This window comes from Candidatus Goldiibacteriota bacterium HGW-Goldbacteria-1 (assembly GCA_002839855.1).
Classification (GTDB): domain Bacteria; phylum Oederibacteriota; class PGYV01; order PGYV01; family PGYV01; genus PGYV01.
In genome coordinates this window covers 64,233-87,523 of record PGYV01000008.1, presented here as the reverse complement: position 1 = coordinate 87,523, position 23,291 = coordinate 64,233, and the positions used below count along the sequence as shown (strand labels likewise).

General features: G+C 40.0%; 22 protein-coding genes, 5 tRNA genes and 1 pseudogene. 4 read left to right on the top strand and 24 right to left on the bottom strand.

Translation table 11 applies throughout. The features are described 5' to 3' along the window. The first annotated feature begins 32 nt into the window (after positions 1-32). A complete protein-coding gene (locus CVV21_09680) occupies positions 33-248 on the top strand; it encodes a hypothetical protein (protein ID PKL91156.1) in 216 nt (71 codons plus the stop codon). Here CVV21_09680 and CVV21_09675 read toward each other — a convergent pair. Together CVV21_09675 and CVV21_09670 are read right to left on the bottom strand one after the other, a co-directional pair. Further along, a complete protein-coding gene (locus tag CVV21_09675; protein ID PKL91054.1) occupies positions 190-942 on the bottom strand; it encodes an oxidoreductase in 753 nt (250 codons plus the stop codon). The genes CVV21_09680 and CVV21_09675 overlap by 59 nt on opposite strands. Before the next feature lie 372 nt (positions 943-1,314). Continuing rightward, entirely contained in the window at positions 1,315-2,520 is a 1,206-nt protein-coding gene (locus CVV21_09670) for a Zn-dependent exopeptidase M28 (GenBank protein PKL91053.1), read from the bottom strand. Positions 2,521-3,029: 509 nt separating this feature from the next. Between CVV21_09670 and CVV21_09665 the strand changes: the two genes are divergently transcribed. Then, positions 3,030-3,413 (top strand): hypothetical protein, encoded by a 384-nt coding sequence (locus tag CVV21_09665; protein PKL91052.1) that lies wholly within the window; start codon positions 3,030-3,032, stop codon positions 3,411-3,413. A 23-nt stretch (positions 3,414-3,436) separates the two neighbouring features. On the opposite strand, the gene CVV21_09660 is transcribed toward CVV21_09665, so the two are convergent. The 5 genes from CVV21_09660 to CVV21_09640 all read right to left on the bottom strand — a co-directional run bounded on the left by CVV21_09660 (position 3,437) and on the right by CVV21_09640 (position 7,606). Continuing rightward, positions 3,437-4,528 carry a hypothetical protein gene (locus tag CVV21_09660; GenBank protein PKL91051.1) on the bottom strand — a complete coding sequence of 364 codons (1,092 nt, stop codon included), beginning with the start codon at positions 4,526-4,528 and terminating at the stop codon, positions 3,437-3,439. 32 nt (positions 4,529-4,560) lie between these two features. Further along, complete coding sequence (locus CVV21_09655; protein PKL91050.1) at positions 4,561-5,397, bottom strand: hypothetical protein; 837 nt, start codon at positions 5,395-5,397, stop codon at positions 4,561-4,563. A gap of 151 nt (positions 5,398-5,548) precedes the next feature. After that, positions 5,549-6,052: a hypothetical protein gene (locus CVV21_09650; GenBank protein ID PKL91049.1), complete on the bottom strand. Its 504-nt coding sequence runs from the start codon at positions 6,050-6,052 to the stop codon at positions 5,549-5,551. Positions 6,053-6,249: 197 nt separating this feature from the next. Beyond that, positions 6,250-6,630 (bottom strand): hypothetical protein, encoded by a 381-nt coding sequence (locus tag CVV21_09645; protein ID PKL91048.1) that lies wholly within the window; start codon positions 6,628-6,630, stop codon positions 6,250-6,252. A 10-nt stretch (positions 6,631-6,640) separates the two neighbouring features. Beyond that, positions 6,641-7,606 carry a class I SAM-dependent methyltransferase gene (locus tag CVV21_09640; GenBank protein PKL91047.1) on the bottom strand — a complete coding sequence of 322 codons (966 nt, stop codon included), beginning with the start codon at positions 7,604-7,606 and terminating at the stop codon, positions 6,641-6,643. Between the two features lie 297 nt (positions 7,607-7,903). Here CVV21_09640 and CVV21_09635 point away from each other — a divergent pair, with 297 nt between their 5' ends. Further along, on the top strand, positions 7,904-8,356 hold the full coding sequence (locus tag CVV21_09635) for a hypothetical protein (protein ID PKL91046.1): 453 nt from the start codon (positions 7,904-7,906) through the stop codon (positions 8,354-8,356). A 73-nt stretch (positions 8,357-8,429) separates the two neighbouring features. On the opposite strand, the gene CVV21_09630 is transcribed toward CVV21_09635, so the two are convergent. From CVV21_09630 to CVV21_09610, 5 genes and pseudogenes are all read right to left on the bottom strand, one after another. Further along, complete coding sequence (locus CVV21_09630; GenBank protein PKL91045.1) at positions 8,430-8,930, bottom strand: hypothetical protein; 501 nt, start codon at positions 8,928-8,930, stop codon at positions 8,430-8,432. 180 nt (positions 8,931-9,110) lie between these two features. After that, positions 9,111-10,010, bottom strand: a pseudogene (locus CVV21_09625) (alpha/beta hydrolase). A 55-nt stretch (positions 10,011-10,065) separates the two neighbouring features. After that, positions 10,066-11,898: a hypothetical protein gene (locus tag CVV21_09620; protein PKL91044.1), complete on the bottom strand. Its 1,833-nt coding sequence runs from the start codon at positions 11,896-11,898 to the stop codon at positions 10,066-10,068. Positions 11,899-12,167: 269 nt separating this feature from the next. Next, complete coding sequence (locus CVV21_09615) at positions 12,168-12,962, bottom strand: hypothetical protein (GenBank protein ID PKL91043.1); 795 nt, start codon at positions 12,960-12,962, stop codon at positions 12,168-12,170. A gap of 135 nt (positions 12,963-13,097) precedes the next feature. Then, the gene (locus CVV21_09610; protein ID PKL91042.1) at positions 13,098-14,825 is read right to left on the bottom strand and encodes a hypothetical protein; all 1,728 of its coding nucleotides are present in this window, start codon (positions 14,823-14,825) and stop codon (positions 13,098-13,100) included. 96 nt (positions 14,826-14,921) lie between these two features. Between CVV21_09610 and CVV21_09605 the strand changes: the two genes are divergently transcribed. After that, the gene (locus CVV21_09605) at positions 14,922-15,752 is read left to right on the top strand and encodes a hypothetical protein (protein PKL91041.1); all 831 of its coding nucleotides are present in this window, start codon (positions 14,922-14,924) and stop codon (positions 15,750-15,752) included. A gap of 270 nt (positions 15,753-16,022) precedes the next feature. Here the strand turns inward: CVV21_09605 and CVV21_09600 are convergent, their stop codons facing one another. The 12 genes from CVV21_09600 to CVV21_09545 form a co-directional block, all read right to left on the bottom strand. Next, a complete protein-coding gene (locus CVV21_09600) occupies positions 16,023-17,063 on the bottom strand; it encodes a hypothetical protein (GenBank protein PKL91040.1) in 1,041 nt (346 codons plus the stop codon). A 270-nt stretch (positions 17,064-17,333) separates the two neighbouring features. Next, entirely contained in the window at positions 17,334-17,690 is a 357-nt protein-coding gene (locus CVV21_09595) for a four helix bundle protein (GenBank protein PKL91039.1), read from the bottom strand. Positions 17,691-18,078: 388 nt separating this feature from the next. Continuing rightward, positions 18,079-18,155: transfer RNA gene (locus CVV21_09590), tRNA-Asp, on the bottom strand. A gap of 73 nt (positions 18,156-18,228) precedes the next feature. Then, a tRNA-Val gene (locus CVV21_09585) sits at positions 18,229-18,305 on the bottom strand. A 149-nt stretch (positions 18,306-18,454) separates the two neighbouring features. Further along, positions 18,455-18,530 (bottom strand) — tRNA-Gly (locus tag CVV21_09580). A 93-nt stretch (positions 18,531-18,623) separates the two neighbouring features. After that, positions 18,624-18,709 (bottom strand) — tRNA-Tyr (locus tag CVV21_09575). 111 nt (positions 18,710-18,820) lie between these two features. Next, positions 18,821-18,895: transfer RNA gene (locus CVV21_09570), tRNA-Thr, on the bottom strand. Between the two features lie 159 nt (positions 18,896-19,054). Continuing rightward, a complete protein-coding gene (locus CVV21_09565) occupies positions 19,055-19,774 on the bottom strand; it encodes a 23S rRNA (guanosine(2251)-2'-O)-methyltransferase RlmB (GenBank protein ID PKL91038.1) in 720 nt (239 codons plus the stop codon). Position 19,775: 1 nt separating this feature from the next. Next, positions 19,776-21,149, bottom strand: a complete 1,374-nt coding sequence (locus CVV21_09560; protein PKL91155.1) for a cysteine--tRNA ligase — start codon at positions 21,147-21,149, stop codon at positions 19,776-19,778. A gap of 3 nt (positions 21,150-21,152) precedes the next feature. Next, the gene (locus CVV21_09555) at positions 21,153-21,632 is read right to left on the bottom strand and encodes a 2-C-methyl-D-erythritol 2,4-cyclodiphosphate synthase (protein PKL91037.1); all 480 of its coding nucleotides are present in this window, start codon (positions 21,630-21,632) and stop codon (positions 21,153-21,155) included. 5 nt (positions 21,633-21,637) lie between these two features. Beyond that, positions 21,638-22,336 carry a 2-C-methyl-D-erythritol 4-phosphate cytidylyltransferase gene (gene ispD, locus CVV21_09550; GenBank protein PKL91036.1) on the bottom strand — a complete coding sequence of 233 codons (699 nt, stop codon included), beginning with the start codon at positions 22,334-22,336 and terminating at the stop codon, positions 21,638-21,640. Beyond that, on the bottom strand, positions 22,333-23,256 hold the full coding sequence (locus CVV21_09545) for a PIN domain nuclease (GenBank protein ID PKL91035.1): 924 nt from the start codon (positions 23,254-23,256) through the stop codon (positions 22,333-22,335). The genes ispD and CVV21_09545 overlap by 4 nt, the downstream gene beginning before the upstream one ends. Positions 23,257-23,291 lie beyond the last annotated feature (35 nt).

Genomic DNA, 23,291 nt, shown 5'->3' with positions numbered 1-23,291 from the left:
CAACTAACAAGTTACAAGTTGTTACCTGTTACCTGTCACCTGTCACTTGTCACTTGTCACTTGTCACTTGTCACCTGTCACCTGTCACTTGTCACCTGTCACCTGTCACCTGTCACCTGTCACCTGTCACCTGTCACTTGTCACCTGTCACCTGTCACCTGTCACCTGTCACTTGTCACTTGTCACCTGTCACTTATAAATCATTTTTTTCGTCATGCCGCCATCAACAACAAAATTCTGCCCTGTGATAAATCCCGCCTTGTCGGAAACCAGATATAATGCAAGCTGCGCTATATCAGAAGGCACACCCACCCTGCCTGCCGGGTGTTGTGTTTTATCCGCTTCAGAGTGAACCGGCTCTTTAAAATCTCTTTTTTTCTTAAAATCAGATACTTCAATCCAGCCCGGGCTTATGCAGTTAACACGCACATCCGGCCCAAGGGAAACAGCCAGCGAATGTGTAAGCGCCACCACACCGCCCTTTGTGGCAGAATACGCCTCTGTATTGGGTTCAGACATTAACGCGCGCGTGGAAGCCATGTTTACAATTGCACCCTTATTCTTCTTAAGATGCGGCGCGCCATATTTTGCAGTTAAAAAAATAGACGTAAGATTAACACCCATTACCCTGTTCCATTCAGCCAGTGTTAATTCAGTTACAGGTTTATTATTGCCGATTCCCGCATTATTTATTATCGCGTCAACAGACCCAAAAGCAGCCGCGCAGCCCTTTATAAGTTTTTCCACCTCAGCTTCAGCTGAAACATCACACTTGCAGAAAGAAAGCTGATTACCCGCATTCATTGCATCCAGAAGTTCCAGCGCCGCTTCGCCGTCAATATCGGCCATCATAACGTTCCATTTATCTTCCATAAATTCCTGCACCATCCCCCTTCCAATTCCCTGCGCCCCGCCTGTTATTATTACTGTTTTGTTTTTCATGTTTTTCTCCTATAAAATTTTGATGTTTGGACGCTTAGACGCTTGGATGCTTGGCAAAACTGTCCAAACCTTCGTTGTATCCTTCGTTTATGCCTAATTGCCTATAGCTTAATACGCTTATTCTGACTGTTGGACGCTTAGACGCTTGGATGCTTGGCAAAACTGTCCAAACCTTCGTTGTATCCTTCGTTTTTGCTTAATTTTGCCTATAGCTTAACTCGCTTATTCTGATGCTTTGACGCTTAGATGTTGGGATGCTTGGTAAAACCGTCCAAACTGTCCCTTAACACTTTCGCTCGTAAACTCGCTCTTGCCAAGCCTCCAAGCCTCCAAGCATCTAAGCATCTAAGCATCCAACTGTCCCGATCCATCCTACATCTCTTCAATCATTTTTTTCAGCGTTTCCGCAATATCCACAAGCTTTTTATAGTCAACAAGTGAAGGTTTATCTTTGTCAGTGTGCGTGATTTCGGAGCAAAGCTGTGTAAAATTTTCCGATGTGATTGCAACTGCCGGAACCCCGAATGACGCAAATACCATATGATCGCCCTGCGGCCATTGACTGCCTTCAACAAAACCGGGCGCATCCGAAAATACACGCCTTATTTTAACCGCATCAGCCCCCTGCATCCCATAAAACGAAAAAGCCGTCTTTTTGCCTTTCATTCCCGCCGCGTCCATATTTATTACAAATCTTATTTTATCCATTTTGTTATTATTTACTTTCAGGTATTTCATCTGTCCCGGCACCGCGTAAAAATCCTCGCCGTTCAACGCCAGTATTTCCAAGCGGTTTTTGCCGGTGTAATTTTTCATCATCTCCGCAAGAAGCATAAGCGTTACAATGCCCGTACCGTTATCCAACGCTCCGGGCGTCTTGTCCTTTGTGTCTATGTGCGCGCATACTGTAATTTTATTCCCCGCGCCGCCTTTATACCCCGCAACATTCCACGCTTTTGATTTTTTTCTTTCGGATTTAAAAGAAAGGCTGATAATAGAGTTTTCAAAAAGCGCCAGTTTTTTCCCGTAAATATCCTTCATATAAACCGATGGTATGTTGAAATCCCCGTCTTCAATCATAGGAAACGGATACGCGCTTCCGGCTGTTTCCGGGTTTTTGGATGTTGCAGTAATTATTGCCGCGGGTTTTTTCTCTACCAGCAGCCTGTAAATTTCTTTATGCTCATCAGGATTATAAAAAACAAACTTTTTAGGCATAAGCTGCTGCGCGGTTATTTCGCCTTTTAAAAGCACTATTCGCCCTTTCAAATCAGCATTACGCAGCTCCCGCAGCGACGACACAACTGTTAAAGGCGCTTTTACCCTGCAGCTTTTAGAATAAGGGCTTACCCTTGCCTTAAAAAACGTATTTCCGGCTTTAAGTATAACCTTATTTTCTTTCCAGGTAATGCAGTTAAAATTCTGCCTTTTTATTTTCCATCCGTATGAGGACAATACCTTTTCAAAAAACAAAAGCGCCTTTATGTTATTTTTTCTACCGGGGCACCTTTCCGGCATTTTCAAACATAATATTTTCAGATACTTTTCCGCCTTTATTTTAATTGCTGCCCTCTTCATTAACACCCTCCAGATAAGTAATATTTTATTTTCCGGTGTTCCAAGCCGCCATCTTTCCGCTTATAATTTATCAGCTCTTTTTAAATAAACTGCCGCGGGCTAAAGACCCGCGCCTACCAGATCTAAACCGAGCCGCTGAGCCGCCGAGCTGCTTTTTTGTATTCCGCTTATGCCTAACTGCTTATAGCTTAACTCGTTATGTTTAAACTTTTTCGCTATAGCTTAACTGCTTATAGCTTAATTCGTTATGTTTGAATATTTCCGCTTATGCTTAATTGCCTATAGCTTAACCCGCTCTTCCCAACCTTCTGAGCCGTCAAACCGCCGCTTTACCAAGCCTCTAAGCATCTAACCTTCCAAGCATCCAACCGTGCTGCTTCAGTTAATATATCACACCTCTATAACAATTCAACCGGAGTTAAACGCCTTTTCTGCCATAAAATTGACTTTGTCGCGTTTATCGGATATACATAATTATAGGGGTAATTAAAAATTTAAGGGAGGCAATAATGCGTGTCTTATGTATTGACGATTCACCGTTACAGATTAAACTTATGTCTATTTATTTAAAGAGCAATCCCGATTTAGAGATGGTCCCGGCATTAGGCGCTAAAATAGGCCTTGAAATAGCCCGCCTGGAGCCAATGGACATGATCCTTCTTGACCTGGAAATGCCGGAGATGAACGGGGAAGAAGTATTAAAAGCCTTAAAATCCGGCCCTTTAACAAATGAAATTCCGGTTATAATATTTTCTTCCTGTGATGAGCCGGGTATTGAAGAAAAACTGATGAAGCTTGGCGCGGCTGCGTTCTTAAAAAAACCACACGGCATCCAAACCCTGAACAATACAATTAACATGGTAATCAGGGATAATCACACCAGGGCAAATTAAATTCTTAAAAAAATAACGTAGTATTATTTTCTCTTTTTAGTTTTTACAACATACACCGGTTCGTGCAGCAGTAAATGATATTGTTTTCTAAGATCCACAAGCACCTCTTTTAAAATCGCGGCGACCGGGATGGCAATAAAAATTCCCATCACACCCATTAAGTTCCCTCCTATTATAATCGCCAGGATTATAACAAAAGCGCTTAAACCAACAGAGTTGCCCACCAGATGCGGGGTGATAATATAAGATTCTAAAAGCTGTGCCACTGTAAAGACCACACCTATTCCTATTAACAGCCCTATCCCTTCATAATAAGCCAGCCCCATGACAACCGCCGCCACAAAACCAATAAGCGATCCCACATAAGGTATAATAGAAAGCAGGCCCGCGGCAAACCCTATTACAAAACCGAACTTAAGCCCAATAGCATAAAGCCCTGCGCCGTAAAGCAGCCCAAGTATTAAAGCCACAACAAGTTTTCCCCTGATATAGCCGTTTAAAATTCTATTTATCCTGCCCATATAATTTTTAGCCATAGGGATGTATTTTAAGGGAATGTAGCTTTTAATCTCTTCTTTCACCTTTTCATAATCATAAACCATAAAAAAGAAAAACAGCGGTATTAAAAGTATGTTTAAAACCGCAAGCATCCACTTTAATATATTGGAAAACAAACCCGAAACCGTACCCGTTATTTTACCCACGGCATCCGCGGAAAGGCGGCTTACCTGCTGTTTTATAAGCCCGTCTATACCGTTTTCACTTATATTTAAATCCATCCCCGCGTTTGACGCGAAAGTATCCACCATTATAAGCGCCTTGGCGGAATTATCCGGCAGTTCCTTTATAAAACTGCCGGTATCGCTTATCATCCTTGGAAGGACAGCCATTGCCGAAAATACAACCACGGCCGCGGTTAAAATAAATATCAACGTTACCGCGATTATACGGTTTACGCCTTTTTTCTCTAATTTTATTATAAGCGGGTATATAAGGTACGCAAGGGCGAAAGCTATTAAAAGCGGTTCTAAAGCGTATCCAAGCCCTACGGTTACAAGTATTGCCGTACACGCAAAAAACGACATGATAATAATAAGTTTTGCCCTTTTAGACATCACGTTTTCCTTATAAGAGTTTTTTTAATAACTTATTCCAGCACAACGCCAAGGGTTAAAGACATTGTATTCAGCCAGTTGTTTGTATAACCGTCGCCCTGCCTGTCTTCACCCTGCGACGTGCCTTTACCGCCGCCGCCAAGGAACCTTAAATTAATAAAAGGATTTATGCCGTTTTTCAGGGCAATTCCGCTTCTGAAAGAAGCATCCCATATTGCGCCTTCAAAGGGATACTTTGAACCGTTAAAGAATTCACTTGAAGCGTAAAAAGCATCAGTTTCCATGCCAATCCAAATACCATTATCAAAATTATATTTTCCCGCAATTCTTAAAATAGGCACAGGCCCAACATTTTCGTTTATTATTGACGTTGTGCCGTCAGCAGATTTAAAGCTGATAGACGCGTTGCGCACCTGCATTGAAAGCCCGGCGCCAAATTCATTGCCTTTATCCTTAAGAAAGTACCAGGTATAGCTTGCCCTGTAAAAAGAAAAACCATACCTTACCACCATAGGTGTGCCTTCAGTAAATAATACATCGTGGAAATAAGTGTCTTTTTTTGCCACCGCGTCCGTTACCACGTCCAGCGGCTGGTAAAGGAAAGTAATGCTGTGATTATCCCAAAGCCTTAATTCCGCGTTAAACCTGTTAAAAGCAAAAAGCACGTCCTGATTACCGTCTTCCTTATAATCAAACTGTGTGCCTGCCTGACCAAACTGGATGGTGTGGGATAAAACAGATATAAAGCCCGCTTCCGCCGTTAAATTGAATTTGTACCACCCCGAATCATTACCCAGCAAAGTGCCCTCTGCCATTACAGGAAACGCCATTGCAACAACTGCAGCCAACACAATTATAAACTTTTTCATATACCCTCCTATAATTTGAACTTATATCAATACTGATTATATCAGCAAAAAATTAAATCGCAATAACAAAAGACAGCCGGGACGGCACGGAAAATAAAAAAAGCCGCTTACGGCCTGCATCACCGGAAGCGGCTTTTAAAATTAAAATAGTTTATTTGTTTTTCTTGTTCATCCTTTTTTCCTTAAAACACTCTTTCTTTGTTTCCATGTCTTTTTTTAATATTTCCTTCTGCTCTTTTGTAAGCAGCGCGTTTATTTCCGCGGAATCACGGGCATTCTGCTTCATGGCATCAGCGTGTTTTTTTGTCGTTTCATCTATCATTTTATCTATCTTTGCCATATCCGGTTTTTCTTTTGCAAGTTCCGCCTTTATTGTTTCATGTACTTTTCCCATTTCTTCCCTTTTCGACCCCTTCACAGGCTTTTTGTCGCCAAGTTTTTTAAGCTTTTCCATCTGTTCTGTAGAAAGGTTAAGTTCTGAAGCCTTTGAAAGCAGCATTTTTGGGCACATTGCGCCGCCCATTCCCATCCCCATCTTTTGACCCATTTCCATTCCTTTTCCCATTTTACAGTCCGCTTTATTTGCACCTGATACTACAGCGGTAAAAGCAAACAACAGAATTACAGCCAGCCCTGTTACAAAAGTCTTTTTCATATTTACCTCCAAGAAAGTTTTTTACTTACAAATATTAGACGCCCCGCCGCCTGTTTTAGTTTCATTAATTATTTATTACACGGCTGGCAGTCATAACAAGCATAAATAAGGCAGGTTTAACGCTATGCTTTTGTTATGACCTTATCCGGCAAAACAAATGAACATAGGAGTAATTCAGAGAGCTTTGCATTCTTTAATTATGCACGCTGTTTTCTATTCAAAGCATTATTTTCCTTAACCCTGTATTTTACAATCTTCGTTATAAGCATGTATGGAATGGGTTTGTCCAGCAGGAACTGTATTGTACCTTTTGTTGTTTTATACGCGGCAAGTTCTTTTTTAAAAGCAATAATAGCGGATGGCGCAGGAAAAAAGCCTATGTGTTTTTTGAACCCGGAAAAATGAACCAGATTTCCGTTTAGTTTAAACGTGGGTATCCCGTAAGCCATTGCTTCCTGCGCTTTTGGCGCGGCTTTTTTTATTACCTGCCTTATCTTTGTCAGAATCTTACGGTTATCGTCAGGATATTTGCTTATAAACTCTGTTACCGGATCATTTTTAGTATCCTTTGTTCTCATATATCCCCCTTTATTTCTTTACCAGATAAAACGCGGCGGCATCTCCCTTTTCTTCTTTATTTAATCCGCGTGCTTTTTCTTTATATCCTTGTATTACCGCTTCAGAAAAACCTGACTTTTCCCTGTTTTGCGCGTAAGAATTTTCCGCTGTAAGAGTTACACCTTTTATATACTGCTCACTTGCCCAAAACTGAAATTCATCACCTTCATAATTTACCCTGTTAACCTTAAGCTGTGCTGTATCAGCCATTAAAGAAATGCTTTTAACCGTATGCAGGAAAAAATGCCTTGGCGCGTCAAGCTGAACCCAATTTACGCCATATGTTTCAAAAGCATAGGAATCGCAAAGCGGTATCCTGATAATGCAGGTTCCATTATCAGACAACAATCCGGAAATTTTATCCATAACAGCCTGTGGTTTTTCCATGTGCTCATAAGAATGGTTAAGCATTATAAGGTCCCACTTCCCGGAAACTTCAAAGATATCTTTTTTATGAATTTCAAGGCCGTTTTTGTATTTTATGATTTCATTGCCTATAAACGGATCCACACCCAGTACATTTTTAAACCCTGCATTTCTAAGCGAATACAATTTCCCTCCGCTGCCGCACCCCACGTCAATAATTCGAGAATCCCTGTTAAGCCCAAGCCCTGACAGCATCATGAATTCATCCCGTTTTTTAAACAGCGACAATAACCTTCCCACAATGCCTTTGCCTGTAATTGTATAAAAGTCCCTGTTTGCCTTTGTAAACTTTGTGATAACATCTTTATATATGGGTGTTTTTTCAAGGGAAGAATAACTGTAATAACTTTCAGGGTAATACTTTTTCATATCATCCGGAATCTGTGCTATCTGCAAACAGCCGCACTTAGCGCACTTGAAGTACGAAAAAGATTCATTTATGCCAAACATCATTTCTTTAACATTATATTGCCTGTTGCCCTCTGTGTTATTACATATTCTGCAGTTCATAAAACCCCTGTAATATTTTTAATTACCGACTATATCAATTAATAATACCGTCATGTGTCGCTAAAAACAATAACAAAATATGGTTTTCACTTATAGCGGTTTTACATCAGCCCCCTATATCACCGGTCAATCTTAATAACCGTTTTTCTGTGTTTTTTTAATTATTAAAATATATTTATCGGCTTTCAAATTCCCTTTCGTCATTCATTTTATTATACCCTTTGTCAATTTACTTTCTTGACTAATTAATATGAATTTAATAATATTATCCCAAGGGAAAAAATCATAGGAGGTTTTATGAAAAAAGCATTTTTAACTGTACTTGTAATTGTTTTAGCAGTTGCTTTATCATCGTGTTCTCCCGCAAGCCCGGCAGCAGCAGCCTTAGAAGTTACCCCAACTCCGCCTGCAGCCACCACATCATCAGACATTTTTATTTTGGCTAATTTTCAGCTGACCGATACCATGACAACCGCCAACTGCACTATTGAAGACACTAATACTGATACCTGGATTAATAACGCAACTGTTACAATTGCAGGACACACAATTCCTTTTATTTTAGACGGAGTACACTCGACATTTACCCTTCCCGGCACTTACGCAACCGGAGATACAGTCACTCTTAACGTGACAACATCTTACGGGACAGCCACTGCTTCCGGCACAATTCCCGCAGAAGGCGCATCCGCTAACGCAGTCGCAGTAAGCGGAGCTAAAGCCGGTTCTTTATTCTACATCTCCCACTAAAGCTAAATCAAAATAAAAAAGCCCTTGGATTTTATCCAAGGGCTTTTTTATTTATTTAAGGTAAAACTTTATTCTATCCTGCTGTGTTTTTCTTCCTGGTTGAAACAACGATAATTATTATTATCACTATAATGATAATTAATATTATAATCCACCACGGGAAGCCGCCTTTGGTTTTTGCGTCCGCCGCTGCTTTTGCTGCCGCATCCGCGTCCGCTTTTGCCTGTGCCGCTACAGCTTCTGCCGTTGCCTGTGCTGAAGCCAACTTGTCTGCTGCTGCCTTTGCTGCTGTTTTTGCCTTGCCGCTTACTGCCTTTGAAGCTTTCTTAACCGCCGCAGCTGTCTTCGTTGCGGCTATTTCCGCTGCTAAAGCTGTTTCAGTTGCTTTTGCGCTTGCAGCTTCAGCAAGTTCTGCCGCTGTGTTATCAGCTGCAGCTTCCGCATCCCTTTCTTCCTGCGCCGCCGCAGGCGTTGAATCAACAGTGGTTCCGTCAGCATTCTTCTGAGTTGTAGAGCAGCCCGCAATCATAAAAACAAAAGCCATAACAAAAACAATAAACAAATTCTTTTTCATTTTTCCTCCTGAAATTTTTTTCTTAAAACCCCTTACAGTTTTAATAATTATACCACAAATTTGATTTTTTCAAAGAACTGTATAAAAAATACTTAAAAATCTTTATTCATTTAATTACCTTTCCACCAATCGGCCAATAAATTCATCCGCAGCACTGAATATACTGCCGGCAGCCGTCTGATAAACAAAGTGCGTGCCTTCCAGCACCTTTAAATCAGCCGCCTTGCCCAGCCTTTTCATGTGTTTGTCCTGGTATTCAGTTCCGATTTTTTTATAGGTATCAGACGATACTAACTTAAGCACAGGAACCTCTGCGGGAAAAACAGAAGCGTTAACCTCGTTGATATTGTCCGCCATACTTAAAGACTGGTTAATAATAGTGTTATTCAGGGTGTGAAAAACAAATGTTTTATAATCGCTGATTTCTTTTTCAGTATATCCGTTTTCTTTCTTATGAAACGCGGGAATAAGCCCGTATATAAGCCTTGTAAGCCCTGTCGCCTGCTGAATTTTTCCAATTGTAAATATAAACTTCGGCGGGTTTCCAGATACTTTTTCCCCGGTTGAAGTGGTATCAAGCATTATTACCGCGGATACTTCGCGCGGATATTTTGCCGCATAATATTCGCTGTAAATCCCCGACGCGGAATGAGGCATAAGGATATAAGGCGGTTTAAAGCCATTAAGTTTAAGCGCAGTTCTTATCTCGTTCACGTAATTTTCATTTGTCCGCGCGGTATCTGTCTGTCCGCTGAATCCTGTTCCAAAATATTCCACACATACCACAGTGTATTTTGCAGAAAATTTTCTGATAAGGGGGCCAAAATCCGCGCTTGGCAGCGGAACGCCAAATCCCGGCAGAAGCACAATCGTCTTGCCGCCGTTTCCCATGGAATAAACGTGCATTTTACCGCCGTTTATATCCGTCATTTTTCCGTATGGCGATATCTTATCAAGTTCACCTGAAAAAAATAAACTGTTTACCGCAAACCCTGCCAGATTAACAAGCACAATTACAGCCGCAATCACACCCAGAATTTTTAAAACTTTTATTTTCTTTTTTACTTTTACTTCCGCCATATCATCCGCCTCCGGTTTTAGTAAACAATTATAATTTATCTCTGCTCCTTACACTTTAACGCCAATACGGGGAGTATGCCACAGTTGCGCTGTTGGTAATATCCACAGCGTTTTTGCCGTCAGCATCAACTACGTATATATATTCACTGCCATATTTTTTAAAAACAATTTTTTTGCCGCCAGGCGACCAGAACGGTTCTTCGGCCTTCACTTCGCACTTAAATGCTTTTAAATCTGTGCCGTCAGGTTTTATTGTCATAAGTTTACCTTCGCTTTCAAACAGTATCAGTTTTCCATCAGGCGACCAGCACGGGGTGTCATCATTATCGCCGGTTTTTGTAATCTGTTTCTGGCTTTTTCCCTCAGCGTCCATTACAAACACCCTGTTTCTCTTATCCTTGTGCCTTGAAAAAACAATGCGTTTGCCGTCAGGCGACCACTTAGGATCTGATTCGTGATACTCGTCGTCAGTTAACTGTTTAATTTGGCTTCCATCGGAATTCATCACGTAAATATCGTTTCTTTTCGTGGATTTCGCCCCGACAAAAACAATCTTTTTTCCGTCAGGAGAGCAGTCTATGTGATTTCTGAACATCGTCCCGGATGTAAGCTGCTTTTTTTCCGTTCCGTCAGTATTCATTACAAATATCTGGTTTATCTGCTCTTTTGTATCTGCGCCGTAGTCAACGTAATAAATCTTTTTTCTGTCGTGCGAAACAACAGCGCCTATGCCGCCGTTGGTGTCTGTTAATTTTCTCTGCAGGCTTCCGTCCGGGCACATTATGTACACATTAACCCCGCCGTCACGCCTTGAAGTAAAAGCTATTATTCCGTTTTTTTCATACTTTTCCGCGGTCTTCTGCCTGAATAAATCCCTGTTTTTTGCCGTAACAGGCAGCGCGCAGGCGTCATAATTATCTGATTCGGAATAAAAAACCGGTTTTACAGGTTCAAGGTTATTTCTTAACCCGTGAAGCAGACGCCAGTGACTGCCATTTTGCGGCACGGAGAAAACCGGTATCCTGCCCCCAATAACCCAAGCCACAGAACCGTCTCGGCCGTCTTCCATATATAATGCTGTCTGTTCTTTATTATTACCATCAGGATTCATCATCATTACCTGCGCTTTTCGTTCATACCAGTCAAAATAATAAAGCTTTTTTCCGTCCGGGCTCCAAAACGGTTTTGTATGGCCTTCGCCATAATTAGTAAGCCGTCTTCTGTTATTACCTTCAATATCCATAACATAAATCATATAAGTCCCGCCGTTTACAAATTCAATCCTTTTGCCGTCCGGGACAGAGTATTCATCCCATTCTTCATATTCAGATTCGGAATCTTCCTGCGAGTATTGCTTTATATTCTCTTCTTCTTTATCACTTTGAAACGCTATCATTTTACCATCAGGGGATACTAACGGATTAAGGTCATTATAACCATCCCCGGATATTTTCTTGATATTTTTACCCCTTGTGTCCATTATATAAAGCGACCACTTATTGCCTTTTTTTGAAGAATAAATTAGATGTTTCCCGTCCACCATCCATTCAGGACAGTCATTGTCAGAAGTGCCGTCGGTTATCTTACGCAGATTTCCGCCGTCTATATCCATAATATAAATATCAGCGTTTCTCGCCCTGCCTTCACCAACCTGTTTATATCCCACGGCAAGTATTTCAGAGCCGTCAGGCGATATTTTTGGCATACAGAAAGCGAAGTCCGGTTTGTTTGTGATTCTTGTTTGCAGCGACGCGTCTTCCTGCATTACATATATCTGCTCGCCCCCGTCACGGGTGGAAACAAAAGCGATATAGCCAAGACTCTCTGCGGCAAATAAAGGTAATACGTAAAACACAAACATCAAAGCTGCAATAAATATCTTTTTCAAAATTCCCTCCTGTTATAAAACATATAATGAGTTTATTTTATCTTTGTTGTTATAAAAAGTCAATTAAAGCGGATGAAACAGGATTTTGACGTTTTAAAGGGTGGTTTTGTTTACGGGGGGGTAATAATAATAAAAATAGATAATCGAAAATCGAGAAATATACGTTGAAATCGACTTCCCGGAGTGATACCAGAGTTATGTGTGAATACACATAATTTTCTTATCAAATACCATTTCACTTCCGATGTCGAGCCTTACAAATCAACTTTTCACTTCTTCCCCATACCTTCGTTTGCCGTAAAAAACGGCAAACGGACATATATGGGATTACTGTGCCTTGCTAACATATCCTCACTTGATACTTTTTTGGTTGTTATAAGCCTTTGTTCGGTTTCTATCGCGTAGTAACCCTTTTCTCTTATTTCATCCACCATAGCGGTGTGATATATGCTGAATATGACTATATCCCCGGGCATTATCCGCGGGTTTTCAGGAAGAACCCAGCCGCTTGCCACGCAGAATTCCCTTAAATTTTTTACCCTTCTGGCAAAGAACGCGTTTTTCGGTTTGTCTCCGTTTCTGTTGGAAAACGCACCGGGATTCATTTTATAAAATTCCCTCATTTCCTTTTCCATATATAATCCGGCTTTTTCCAGCGACAAGTTTATCACGTCTATACATACAATTTTCCCTGTCCGCCACCCTATATTAAAAAACTTACCCATATTAAAATCATACGGTATGCCCACTAAACCTTCCGCGGCTTTCAGCGTATCCTCAAGATTCGCTATCCCATCACCATCCGCGTCCGCGTCCTGCATATTGGCAATCCCGTCGCCGTCAACATCAGGGTCGTCCATGTTTCTGATACCATCTCCATCAATATCCTCATAACGGTATCCCAGCCTGTTATCTATTGAATCTCTGAATATATAATTTTTGACGGCAATAAAAGCGAACAAAACAACTATCAAAATGATAATTTGTTTCTTATGCTTTTTAACCATTTCCAAAAAAGCATTAATAGTAAATGATACCGTGTTCTTAAAACCGCCTTTTCCCATTCCGGCTCCTTTTCGCAAAAACATTAAATATATTTATATAAAGTTATGGGGACTTTCAAGAACGAACCTCTAGTTGAGAGTTTACGGAATTTAGTGTTTCTATGCTTCTGACTCAAGGTACATCCCTATATTTTTTTATTTAGCTATTAGTTCCATGACATTATCCGATTTCTTTTTATTAATTCTATCGCCACTCTTAGGTCTAGGTGAGATTTTCCTTTTAATAATATTTATTTTCTTATCACCTGTTAGACTTTCCGTTTTAATAATTCTGTATCCGTCACTATTTGACATTGTCTCCATATACTTTGGACCGCCATCGATGAAATATACTATTCTTTTTTTTAGCAAACCTTCAGAATCAAAATATTCAATTCTTGAACCTCGAAACATCGCAGATTCAGAAAAATACTTTAGCAAAAAAATCAATTCATCCTGTTTATTATACATCTTTCCTTCTTTCCTTTCGCCAGTATCAGCATCTAAAACATAATCAATATATCCATCATAATTATCTGCGGCATCTTTCATAACTTCTTTAATCATTCTTCCTTTTTTAATGTATCTATGTTTATACCCTTTCGGAGCATCATTTGAAGGCTCATATGTTCGATTTTTCACTATCCCCTTTGTATATTTAACCCCTTCCAAAAATTTTCCATTTTCAGAATACTTCTTCAAAACACCATTACGTTTACCCTTTCTGTTCTTCACTTCGTACATATTATTACCGTTTTCATAGAATCCTTTTTCTTCCCCGTTTAATAATCCGTCATGATAATATTTTCGAAATGCAATTTTTCCGGTTTTATAATATTCAATATACTCGCCCTGTTCCTTTCCTTGTTTATAACTGACTGTTACTTTTACCTGACCGTTTGGATAATACTCAATATACTGGCCGTCCAATTTATCGTTAATATAATTGGAAACAACACTTAAGTATTTATTAAATGTTTTACTTGCATATGCATAATCAAATCCGTAATTTTTTGATTCTCCATGCTTCATTCCGTCATGATAGTTATCCTCTTTCATTAAATCACCATTTACCGAATATTCTTTTAACAACCCTTCAATTTTCCCATTCACGTTTCTGTATTCTCTCCGCTTATTTCCATTTTGCCAGTATTTTACGACATCATCATTCAGATTTTTCGGATCCGGATCGCCGGTATATTTTTTATATTCAGATTTTTTATTGCCCTTTCTGTCAAACATTACAGTTGGCCCCTCTTTATCATCTTTCCAAACCGTTCTGCTTTTTATAGTTCCATCTTCATAGAAAGATTCTGCAAGTCCATGAAATTTATCATCTTTATGTGTGAAATAATATTTTATATTGCCGTTTGGATAATACTCAGTTCTTTTGCCATTCAATTTCCCTTTTTTAAAAGATCTTCGGGCAATAACCACTCCTTTTTCGTAATAAATAACGTCACCTTCAAAACGATCATTTGCATATGTACCTGTTTGCAGGATACTGCCGTCTTCCCAATACCAGGTTTCATCACCCTGCTTAATCCCATCCTTATAATGTAAAACCCACATTGGCTGGTCATTTGCATATTTAATAATGACTTCTTTATCCGCAACTTTATCATTCTGATAATTTACATATCCTGTCGCTTCACGTCCATCAGGCTCAATATTTACATATTTATATTTCCCATTTATTTTTTTACCCTTCTTATCAACATCATAATAAAAATCCGTTCTCCATTTCGCAATAACAATCCCATCCTGATAAAACGTCTCTATCCTGCTGTAACTTGACGAATCATATTTTCTAACAACCAGATTCTCCGCCATTATCAAAAACGGATAAACACAGATAAATAAACAAATAATTATTTTTTTCATCACAAAACCTCCCGTTAATTTCTATAAATTATACTCCATTTGAATAAATAATTAAATAGGGTTTGACTTTTTATATTTTAGTATTAACATGTATTCATGAATATAAAAAAATTAAATTTCTGTAAATTATGTTTCTTTTTCGTTTTATTTTTCAGCTTTGCTTCCGCGGAAAATATTAAACAAAGACATTATAACCTCGACACAGCAAATTTTATCGGCCAGGTCGCACCGAATTTTAAAATCAAAACAAGTGATAATAATATTTTCTTACTTTCGGAAGAAGTCGGCAAAGAAACACTAATATTTTGTTTTGCCGGCACACAAAACTTCACCTCCGCGCCTTTTTTGAAAAAAATACAAGCCATTAAAGTTCGCTACAATAAAAAACCCGTGAAATTCATCCTGATTTCACAGGACTACAAAGATTTAATCAAAACTTTTCTGGATAGAAATGATTTGGATTTTGTTTTTTATTCGGATAATAACAAAACGTTAACAAAACAGTTTAAAATCGAAGAACAACCCGGCATTGTTATTATAGGCGTTGACGCAAGAGTACAACTTCACGCTTCCGGCACAATACCAAAAAACATCGACAACTATATCAATAAGGTTATAAAAGCAAATATTAAATCACTGAGGAAAAAAGAAAATATTAAGAATACAAAAGAATATTTCGCAGAACACTTTGCTGATATTGACAATTATTATAGAGACAACTATAGGGCACGCATATATAACAAAATCAAATGTCCATGCCAACCTTACCTTTCATTGTCCGAATGCGGCGATTGTCAGGAAGGAAAAACCATAGAAAAGACTCTTGATGAATATTTTAGTAAATTCCATTTATTTAATACTAATACACCGGATAAAAATCTCGCAGAAGAGATACTAAAGACAAACGTGGAATTTTTAACAGACTAAAAAGCCTCATTTACCAATTACCACAAACATTTATATTTTATGTTTTTGACTCCGCAAGTCCGCTGAAATTCCGCTGACGCTGTTCCGCTTTTCTAACGTTTAGTAAGCGCGGAATTTCTCTTCAAGCCTCAATACCATATAAGAATAAACTCTAGCAATTTACATGTTGTTGTAAAGTACATAAAGATTGGCTATTAACAGAAAAACCCGGAATGTTATTTAGTTCTCTTTCTAATATATCAGGTATACGCAAATCACTTTAGTAAACTACTACTTAATTTTCTTAAGTTTAAATTCAATTGGGGTATCAGAAGAAAAACGCTCCGCATCGATCCATTGTTCTTGATATTCATCAGCAGTTACCCCTATCATCTTTGTTTTTTTGGGGTAAAAATCAACAGGGGTTGAAATCCCTTCATCATTTGTTTTAGCAACACAAGTAGTTGAAACCCAATCACCATAACTTGTCTTTAGGCATATCCGAGCATCCCTGATAGGTTTTTTTGTATCATCCTCTCTGACAAATACATTTAATTTTTCTTTATGATTCTCTACGAAAACAAATTTAAGTAATTCAACCTGCGGACTAAATAAAAAATTTATTCCTTGTATCGTTGTATATCTATTGCTTTCACTAATATATTCATCATCTTCCGCAGAAAGATTATAGTTTCGTCCATATTCGGAGTTTACCGCAAACTCGCCATTATCATCCGTTTCATAAATAACAGGAGACGTGAAATTCATCCATTCCCCAGAAAGATCATCAAAAAAATCTTTTCTTAATTGCATCTTACATTTTTTTATTGGGTTTCCTGTCTCATCGGCTATTGTAATGATTTTTTTAACCGCTCTACTCAGTTTAACATCCCACTGTATTTCATCTTTCATTTCAACCACCAAATGCTCTCTTTCTCTACCAATTTCTTTCGACATTTTATCTTGCCAACTTTTATCTTTTTCCCAAATATAAATCGGTGACTTTTCCCACCGGTAATCTTCTTTAATAACCGCAAATTGAAGTATTCCATACCCCCTATTTGATTTAGCCGAATCATTATCATCAAATCGGACTTTAGTTCTACCTTGGGAGTTTGTCTTACCTATCTTAATCTCACTTTCAGGAGGATAAATACGCTCTAAAATTACTTCAGCGTTTTGAACCGGTTTTCCATCCGGAAGACTTACAGAAATTGTTAATGTAGCAGCACCAGAAAAAGCACTTAAAATTAAAGTTAAAAATAAAAATAGCAGACCGAAGTTATATTTATATATGCTACCACTTTTTAACATTTCCGCTTTTTTTATCATAGTTTCATTTTACCACCAAGTAAAGCAAAGGCAATAGAAAGATAACTCATTTTGAATCTTAAAAACCATCAAAAATAAACCATCTACAAAACGAACAGGCTTTTTACCTGGCAGAAGTAACAAGGCTTGCCTACTACGCAAATTTTCGCCTAAAATTTGCTGCGCATGCCCTCTGAAATTCCGCTGACACTATTTAGTTTTTCTACCTTACGGCAGTGCGGAATTTATCTTCGAGACTCAACACCGTATAAAAACAAAAAGCCTATTTAATTACCTTTTATCTTGGCTTTTTATCAATCCCGATATCATCCGGCATACGTTATCAATCCGGCTTTTATATTCCTGATTTTTTGCATCGCTGATTAATTTTTTTCTTTTACACAGTTCTAATATAGAAACACATTCAAAAGCCGAGCCCCTGGCTATGTGAAAAAAATGCGTTTTGTCGTTCTTAGTGAACCTGCCATTGCCTTCCGCAATATTATTTGGTACAGATAACGCGGCACGGTTTGATTGGTCTTTAAGATAATATTTACCCTTAGAAAACGTCTCGGTAACACTGGTAAGTTCATCGGCAAGCTGCATAGACTGATTGTAAACATCAAGATTTTCAAATAAAAACGGCATATGACCCCTCCCGCATATGGTTTCATTAAATACAAATACACTGCAAACACCGAAAATCGAGAATCGAGAATTGTACGTCAATGCTCGCCTTCCGGCGCGATTCTATATCCATGCCTTATTTATCGATTATCGTTTTCTCTATTCTTTGCCATAAGGCCGGCTAACTGCCGAAAATCGAGAATCGAGAATTGCCCGTCAATGCTCGCCTTCCGGCGCGATTCTATATCCATGCCTTATTTCTCGATTCTCTACGACAAGGCCGGCTAACTGCTGAAAATCGAGAATCGAGAATCGCCCGAATTGACTTTGTATTATATTTCTCAATTATCGATTGTCGATTCTCTGCCATAAAATAAAAAACCCGCGGTTAAGCGGGTTTTTTATTTTATGGCGGGAGTGACGAGGCTCGAACTCGCGACCTTCTGCGTGACAGGCAGACGCTCTAACCAACTGAGCTACACCCCCGCTAAACTTTTTGTTATAAGCGGTTTTTATATTATCTACTATCTTCACTACAATTTCAACTACGTAAATTTTATGGTGGGCGCTGAGGGACTCGAACCCCCGACCCTCTGCTTGTAAGGCAGATGCTCTAACCAACTGAGCTAAGCGCCCATCTGTGTATGATTTCAATTAACCTAACCTTTTAAAGAAACCGAGCTAATTTTCTATATTTCGCTTATGCTTAACTGCCTATAGCTTAATTTGCTATTATTTCAACTTCAACTGCCGCGGGCTAAAGACCCGCGTCTACCAAGTCTTTATGGAGCGGGAGACCGGGTTCGAACCGGCGACATCCAGCTTGGAAGGCTAGCGCTCTACCAACTGAGCTACTCCCGCATTTAAAGAACAAGCCAAAACTTATATAATAACACTGCAAGATTATACAAGAATATGCTGAAATTTCAAGCATATTTCACATAAATAAAATAATGGTGGGGAGGGATGGGTTCGAACCATCGAAGGCGTTAGCCAACAGATTTACAGTCTGCCCCGTTTAGCCACTCTGGAACCTCCCCACTATTTCATATCATCTCTTTATCTTTTTAAGAACAATTCTCTGTATCTTTAAATCAACTGCCGCGGGCTAAAGACCCGCGTCTACCAGATCTTTTCTATCTATTTTTCTATGGAGCTGGCGAGAGGACTTGAACCTCCGACCATCTGATTACAAATCAGACGCTCTACCACTGAGCTACGCCAGCCCATATACTTTTTATTTCTTAAATTTCGGCGTTATAAACAACGCGCCCTAAAGGACGCGGCTACCACGGCAAAACATAGCACTTTAGAAGTTTAAGCATTTAAGCTATAGCGAAACCCGCTTATGCTTAATTGCCTATAGCTTAATCCGCTATTATTTCTCAGCCGCCGATCTTCCTCATCCGTTCATAGAAAACAACAGCGGCGGCGTTTGACACGTTTAAAGAGTCAATTCTGCCTTTCTGTTTTATTTTAACAAGAAAGTCGCAGTTTTTCTTTACCAGTTCTCTCATTCCTGCGCCTTCATTGCCCAGGACAAAAGCTGTCTTCTTGTCAAAATCTGTTTCATCTATAAATTTATCGCCTTTTAAATCAAGGCCATAAATCCAGAAACCATTCTTTTTTAAAATCTCAAGAGCGTTGTTAATATTGCTTACAACCACCATTTCTATATATTCCGCTGCACCGGCTGAAACTTTATAAGCAGCATCATTCACCGGCGACTGCCTTTTTGAAGTCACAATTATACCACAGACACCAAAAACTTCGCAACTTCTAATTATAGCTCCAAGGTTGTGCGGGTCTTCTATGGAATCCAGCACAGCCACTGTTATATTCTCTTCTCCCGCGTGTTTTCGTAAAAATTCGTCAATGCCCCACGCTTTTAACCCTTCTATTGAAGCGGCAACTCCCTGGTGCTTGTCTGTGCCTGTTATCTTTTCAAGGTTCTTTTTGTCAGTTATTGTTATTTTCGCGCCTGTTTGCCTTACCTCTTCAATTACATCCGACATCTTCTCCGCGTCTTTCAAGACAACAAGTTCATATATTTTTCTGTCATTTTTTATTACTTCTCTTATAACATTTCTGCCGTATACCCACATGCTATTTTAACTCCCTTATGATATATGTCCGCGCCTTGGTGAATTCAAGGATGTAACCCGTCTCCGCCGCTTTTTTCTTTAATAAATCCGCTTCTTCGTACTTCTTTTCAGAACGTAAAACACCTATCTGCTTTACCAGGTCAATAACCTGCGGGTCAACCGGTTTTATTTCCGGCACTATGCCAAGCACCCCGCCCATTAAACGCAGCACAGCGTCATATTCGGCGGCGTCAGCATCTGTCATATTCGGCAGTTTAGACTTAATTTCCGCAAGGCAGTTATATATAACGGCCTGCGCTTTGGACGTATTAAAATCTTCATCCATGGAACTTTTGAATTCCGCTATGAATTTGTTATCCGGTTTTATCTGCTCATTAATATTAATACCCTCAAGGCGCTGGTTTAAACGCTGAAGGGTGTAATAGTATTCGGAATACCCTTTTTTTACCGGTTCCATATTTTCATATGAAAAATCAAGCGGCCCGCGGTAATGCGCTGACAAGATAAACATCCTTATAACTTCCGCGGAAAAATCCTTTAACAGGTCGCGGACCATTACAAAGTTGCCTTTTGATTTGGACATCTTTTCGCCCTTAATATTCATGTATCCGCCGTGCATCCAGTATTTGGCAAACTCTTTGCCTGTGCACGCCTCTGACTGCGCTATTTCATTTTCGTGGTGGGGGAAAACCAAATCCGCGCCGCCACCGTGAATATCAAATGTCTCGGCAAGGTATTTTGAAGACATTACGGAGCATTCTATGTGCCAGCCCGGCCTGCCCTTGCCCCACGGACTTTCCCAGAACGGCTCTCCCGGCTTGGAAAATTTCCACAGTGCGAAATCCAGCGGGCTTTTCTTTTCTTCATCAACATCCACCCTTGCGCCTTCCTGCAGGTCGTCAATATTCCTGTGCGACAGTTTTCCGTACCCGTTAAAACTTGCCACGCTGAAATACACGCCGTTCTTTGACGCATAGGCGTTGCCCTTTTCTATTAATATAGATATCATCTTAATCATGCCTTCAATTTCTTCAGTGGCGCGCGGGCTTACATCGGGTTTTTTTACCTTAAGCGCCTGCGTGTCTTCAAAATACGCGTCAGTATATTTTTTCACCACGTCCTGCCAGGTAATACTCTCTGCCGCGGCCTTGTTTATTATTTTATCTTCAATGTCGGTGATATTCTGGACAAATTTCACTTTATATCCGCTGTATTCAAAGTATTTTCTTATGGTATCAAAAACCACAAAAATCCTGGCATTGCCTATGTGAAAGTAGTTATATACAGTAGGCCCGCAGACGTACATTTTCACTTCGCCCGGCGTTACAGGTACAAACTCTTCTGTTTTTCCCGTCATTGTATTGTGAACCTTTATCATTTACGCTTTCTCCTTAAGAACCGCAACCGCGTGCGCGCTTACGCCTTCTTTGGCGCCGGTGAATCCAAGGCCTTCTTCTGTTGTGGCTTTAATGGCCACCTGGGACTCTTTAACGCCAAGGCACTGCGCCAGCGACGTTTTTATCTTTTCTATGTACGGTGCAACCCTTGGGTATTCCGCCACTATTATTGAATCCACATTGCCTATCACATAACCTTCTTTTTCAATAAGTTCCTTTACCTGTTTTAAAAGTTCCGTGCTTCTTATCCCCTTATATTTTTCATCCTTATCCGAAAAATAATAACCTATGTCGCGTAAGCCCGCGGCGCCCAGCATTGCGTCCATTATGGCGTGAATAAGGACATCCGCGTCTGAATGGCCTTCCAGCCCGAATTCGGCTTTTTCAAATTCCACGCCGCCTAAAAACAGCCGCCTGCCTCTTTTTAACCTGTGTACGTCATATCCAATGCCTACACGCACTTAAATCACCCCTTTAATTTCTTAAAATACGGCAGTCCCTTTAATATTTCAAGGTCCTGCTTAGTGGTTACTTTTATGTTAATGCCTTCATATTCAACGGCCTTTACTTTTTTTCCGCGCGCTTCAAACAGCTGCGCGTCGTCTGTTGGTTTAAGCTTATTAAAGTCAGCGGTTTCATACGCTTTAAGGATTTCTTTATACCGAAATCCCTGCGGCGTCTCTGCCGTCCTTAATTCATTCCTGTCCAGCGTTCCATTTAAAAAACCGCCCTTAACCTTTTTAACGGTTAAAGAAACTTTTTTAACAGGAATTGCCGCAGGATATTTTTTTAACTCTCTTAAAACATCTGTAATAAGGCCCGGTTCAAAATACGGCCTTGCGCCGTCATGAATAAGGACGTTATCAACAGCCATCTTCTTTAGAAACTTTAAGGCGTTATAGACGGAGTCATATCTCTGTGCACCCCCGTCTATAACGCCTGCGACTTTTTTAAAACCATATTTCTTTACTATCATCTTCCCGGCAAATTCCCTGTAATCAGGGGATACCACCAGCAGTATCAAACCTATTTCACGCGACTTTTCAAAAACAGATACCGCGTGCGCAAGAATTTCCCTGCCTTTTAACTTAAGATACTGCTTTGGTACGGCTCCGCCAAAGCGTTTTCCGCTTCCGGCAGCCACAATTATTGCCGCTGTCTTCATTCATTTTCCTTTTTTGGTTCTTCACTGTGCGCTTCACTTACAGGCGCACTCTGCGTGGTACTGTTAGTATTGTTATTACGGTTCTGGTTTCTGTCATTACGGCGGAACGGCCTTTTAAAATATCCGCGCGCGCCGCGGTTCTCACGGCTGTCGCCGCCCTGTTCGTATCTGGCAAATATCATCCTTCCGGCGTCTGTCTGCAATACGTTGGTAACCACCACATCTATCTTCTTATTAAGAAGTTTTCTGGCGTTATCAACCACTATCATCGTGCCGTCCGTAAGGTATGCTATGCCCTGTTCTTTTTCTTTTCCTTCCTTCATAATTTTCACGCCTATGCGCTCACCGGGAAGGAAAGACGGTTTTACCGAATTGGAAAGGTCGTTAATGTTAAGAATCTTAACGCCCTGAATCTCCGCGGTTTTATTAAGGTTATAATCGTTAGTAATAATTTTAGCGCCCGTCTCTTTTGCCATTAATACCAGTTTCTGGTCAACTTCCCTTGTCTGCGGATAGTCTTTATCAACTATTTCCAGCGTGACGCTTGGCATCTTGCGCAGGTCATTTAAAATATCCAGCCCCCTGCGCCCCTTGCTTCTTTTCATGTGGTCCGACGAATCAGCTATGTACTGAAGTTCGTGAAGCACAAATTTCGGGGCGATAAGTGTGCCTTCCAGAAATCCGGCCCTGCAGATATCCTTGATTCTTCCGTCAATAATTACGCTGGTATCAAGTAATTTAGGATAAACCGACCCTTTTTTTGCCTCTTTACCGGACAGGAATATATCCCCGATAATCATAAGGGCCGCGGCTGCCGCGCCGGACAATGTAATAATCCCGTATAATGAATTGGATTTATAAAGCATAACCCCGGCAAAAACTGAAACCGCCATAAACAACAGATAAATAAAATACTTCATTTTTTTCTCACCACCTTTTAATTTAATCCGCGCGT

Excerpts from the sequence above, each read along its gene's own strand:
- CVV21_09635 (PKL91046.1), top strand. The coding sequence starts at position 7,904 with ATGAAAAAAGCATTTTTAACTGTACTTGTAATTGTTTTAGCAGTTGCT.
- CVV21_09545 (PKL91035.1), bottom strand. The coding sequence starts at position 23,256 with ATGAAGTATTTTATTTATCTGTTGTTTATGGCGGTTTCAGTTTTTGCC.
- CVV21_09640 (PKL91047.1), bottom strand. The coding sequence starts at position 7,606 with ATGAACTGCAGAATATGTAATAACACAGAGGGCAACAGGCAATATAAT.
- ispD (PKL91036.1), bottom strand. The coding sequence starts at position 22,336 with ATGAAGACAGCGGCAATAATTGTGGCTGCCGGAAGCGGAAAACGCTTT.
- CVV21_09605 (PKL91041.1), top strand. The coding sequence starts at position 14,922 with ATGAATATAAAAAAATTAAATTTCTGTAAATTATGTTTCTTTTTCGTT.
- CVV21_09660 (PKL91051.1), bottom strand. The coding sequence starts at position 4,528 with ATGTCTAAAAGGGCAAAACTTATTATTATCATGTCGTTTTTTGCGTGT.
- CVV21_09595 (PKL91039.1), bottom strand. The coding sequence starts at position 17,690 with ATGCCGTTTTTATTTGAAAATCTTGATGTTTACAATCAGTCTATGCAG.
- CVV21_09670 (PKL91053.1), bottom strand. The coding sequence starts at position 2,520 with ATGAAGAGGGCAGCAATTAAAATAAAGGCGGAAAAGTATCTGAAAATA.
- CVV21_09655 (PKL91050.1), bottom strand. The coding sequence starts at position 5,397 with ATGAAAAAGTTTATAATTGTGTTGGCTGCAGTTGTTGCAATGGCGTTT.
- CVV21_09645 (PKL91048.1), bottom strand. The coding sequence starts at position 6,630 with ATGAGAACAAAGGATACTAAAAATGATCCGGTAACAGAGTTTATAAGC.
- CVV21_09565 (PKL91038.1), bottom strand. The coding sequence starts at position 19,774 with ATGTGGGTATACGGCAGAAATGTTATAAGAGAAGTAATAAAAAATGAC.
- CVV21_09675 (PKL91054.1), bottom strand. The coding sequence starts at position 942 with ATGAAAAACAAAACAGTAATAATAACAGGCGGGGCGCAGGGAATTGGA.
- CVV21_09630 (PKL91045.1), bottom strand. The coding sequence starts at position 8,930 with ATGAAAAAGAATTTGTTTATTGTTTTTGTTATGGCTTTTGTTTTTATG.
- CVV21_09600 (PKL91040.1), bottom strand. The coding sequence starts at position 17,063 with ATGATAAAAAAAGCGGAAATGTTAAAAAGTGGTAGCATATATAAATAT.
- CVV21_09665 (PKL91052.1), top strand. The coding sequence starts at position 3,030 with ATGCGTGTCTTATGTATTGACGATTCACCGTTACAGATTAAACTTATG.
- CVV21_09610 (PKL91042.1), bottom strand. The coding sequence starts at position 14,825 with ATGAAAAAAATAATTATTTGTTTATTTATCTGTGTTTATCCGTTTTTG.
- CVV21_09615 (PKL91043.1), bottom strand. The coding sequence starts at position 12,962 with ATGGGAAAAGGCGGTTTTAAGAACACGGTATCATTTACTATTAATGCT.
- CVV21_09650 (PKL91049.1), bottom strand. The coding sequence starts at position 6,052 with ATGAAAAAGACTTTTGTAACAGGGCTGGCTGTAATTCTGTTGTTTGCT.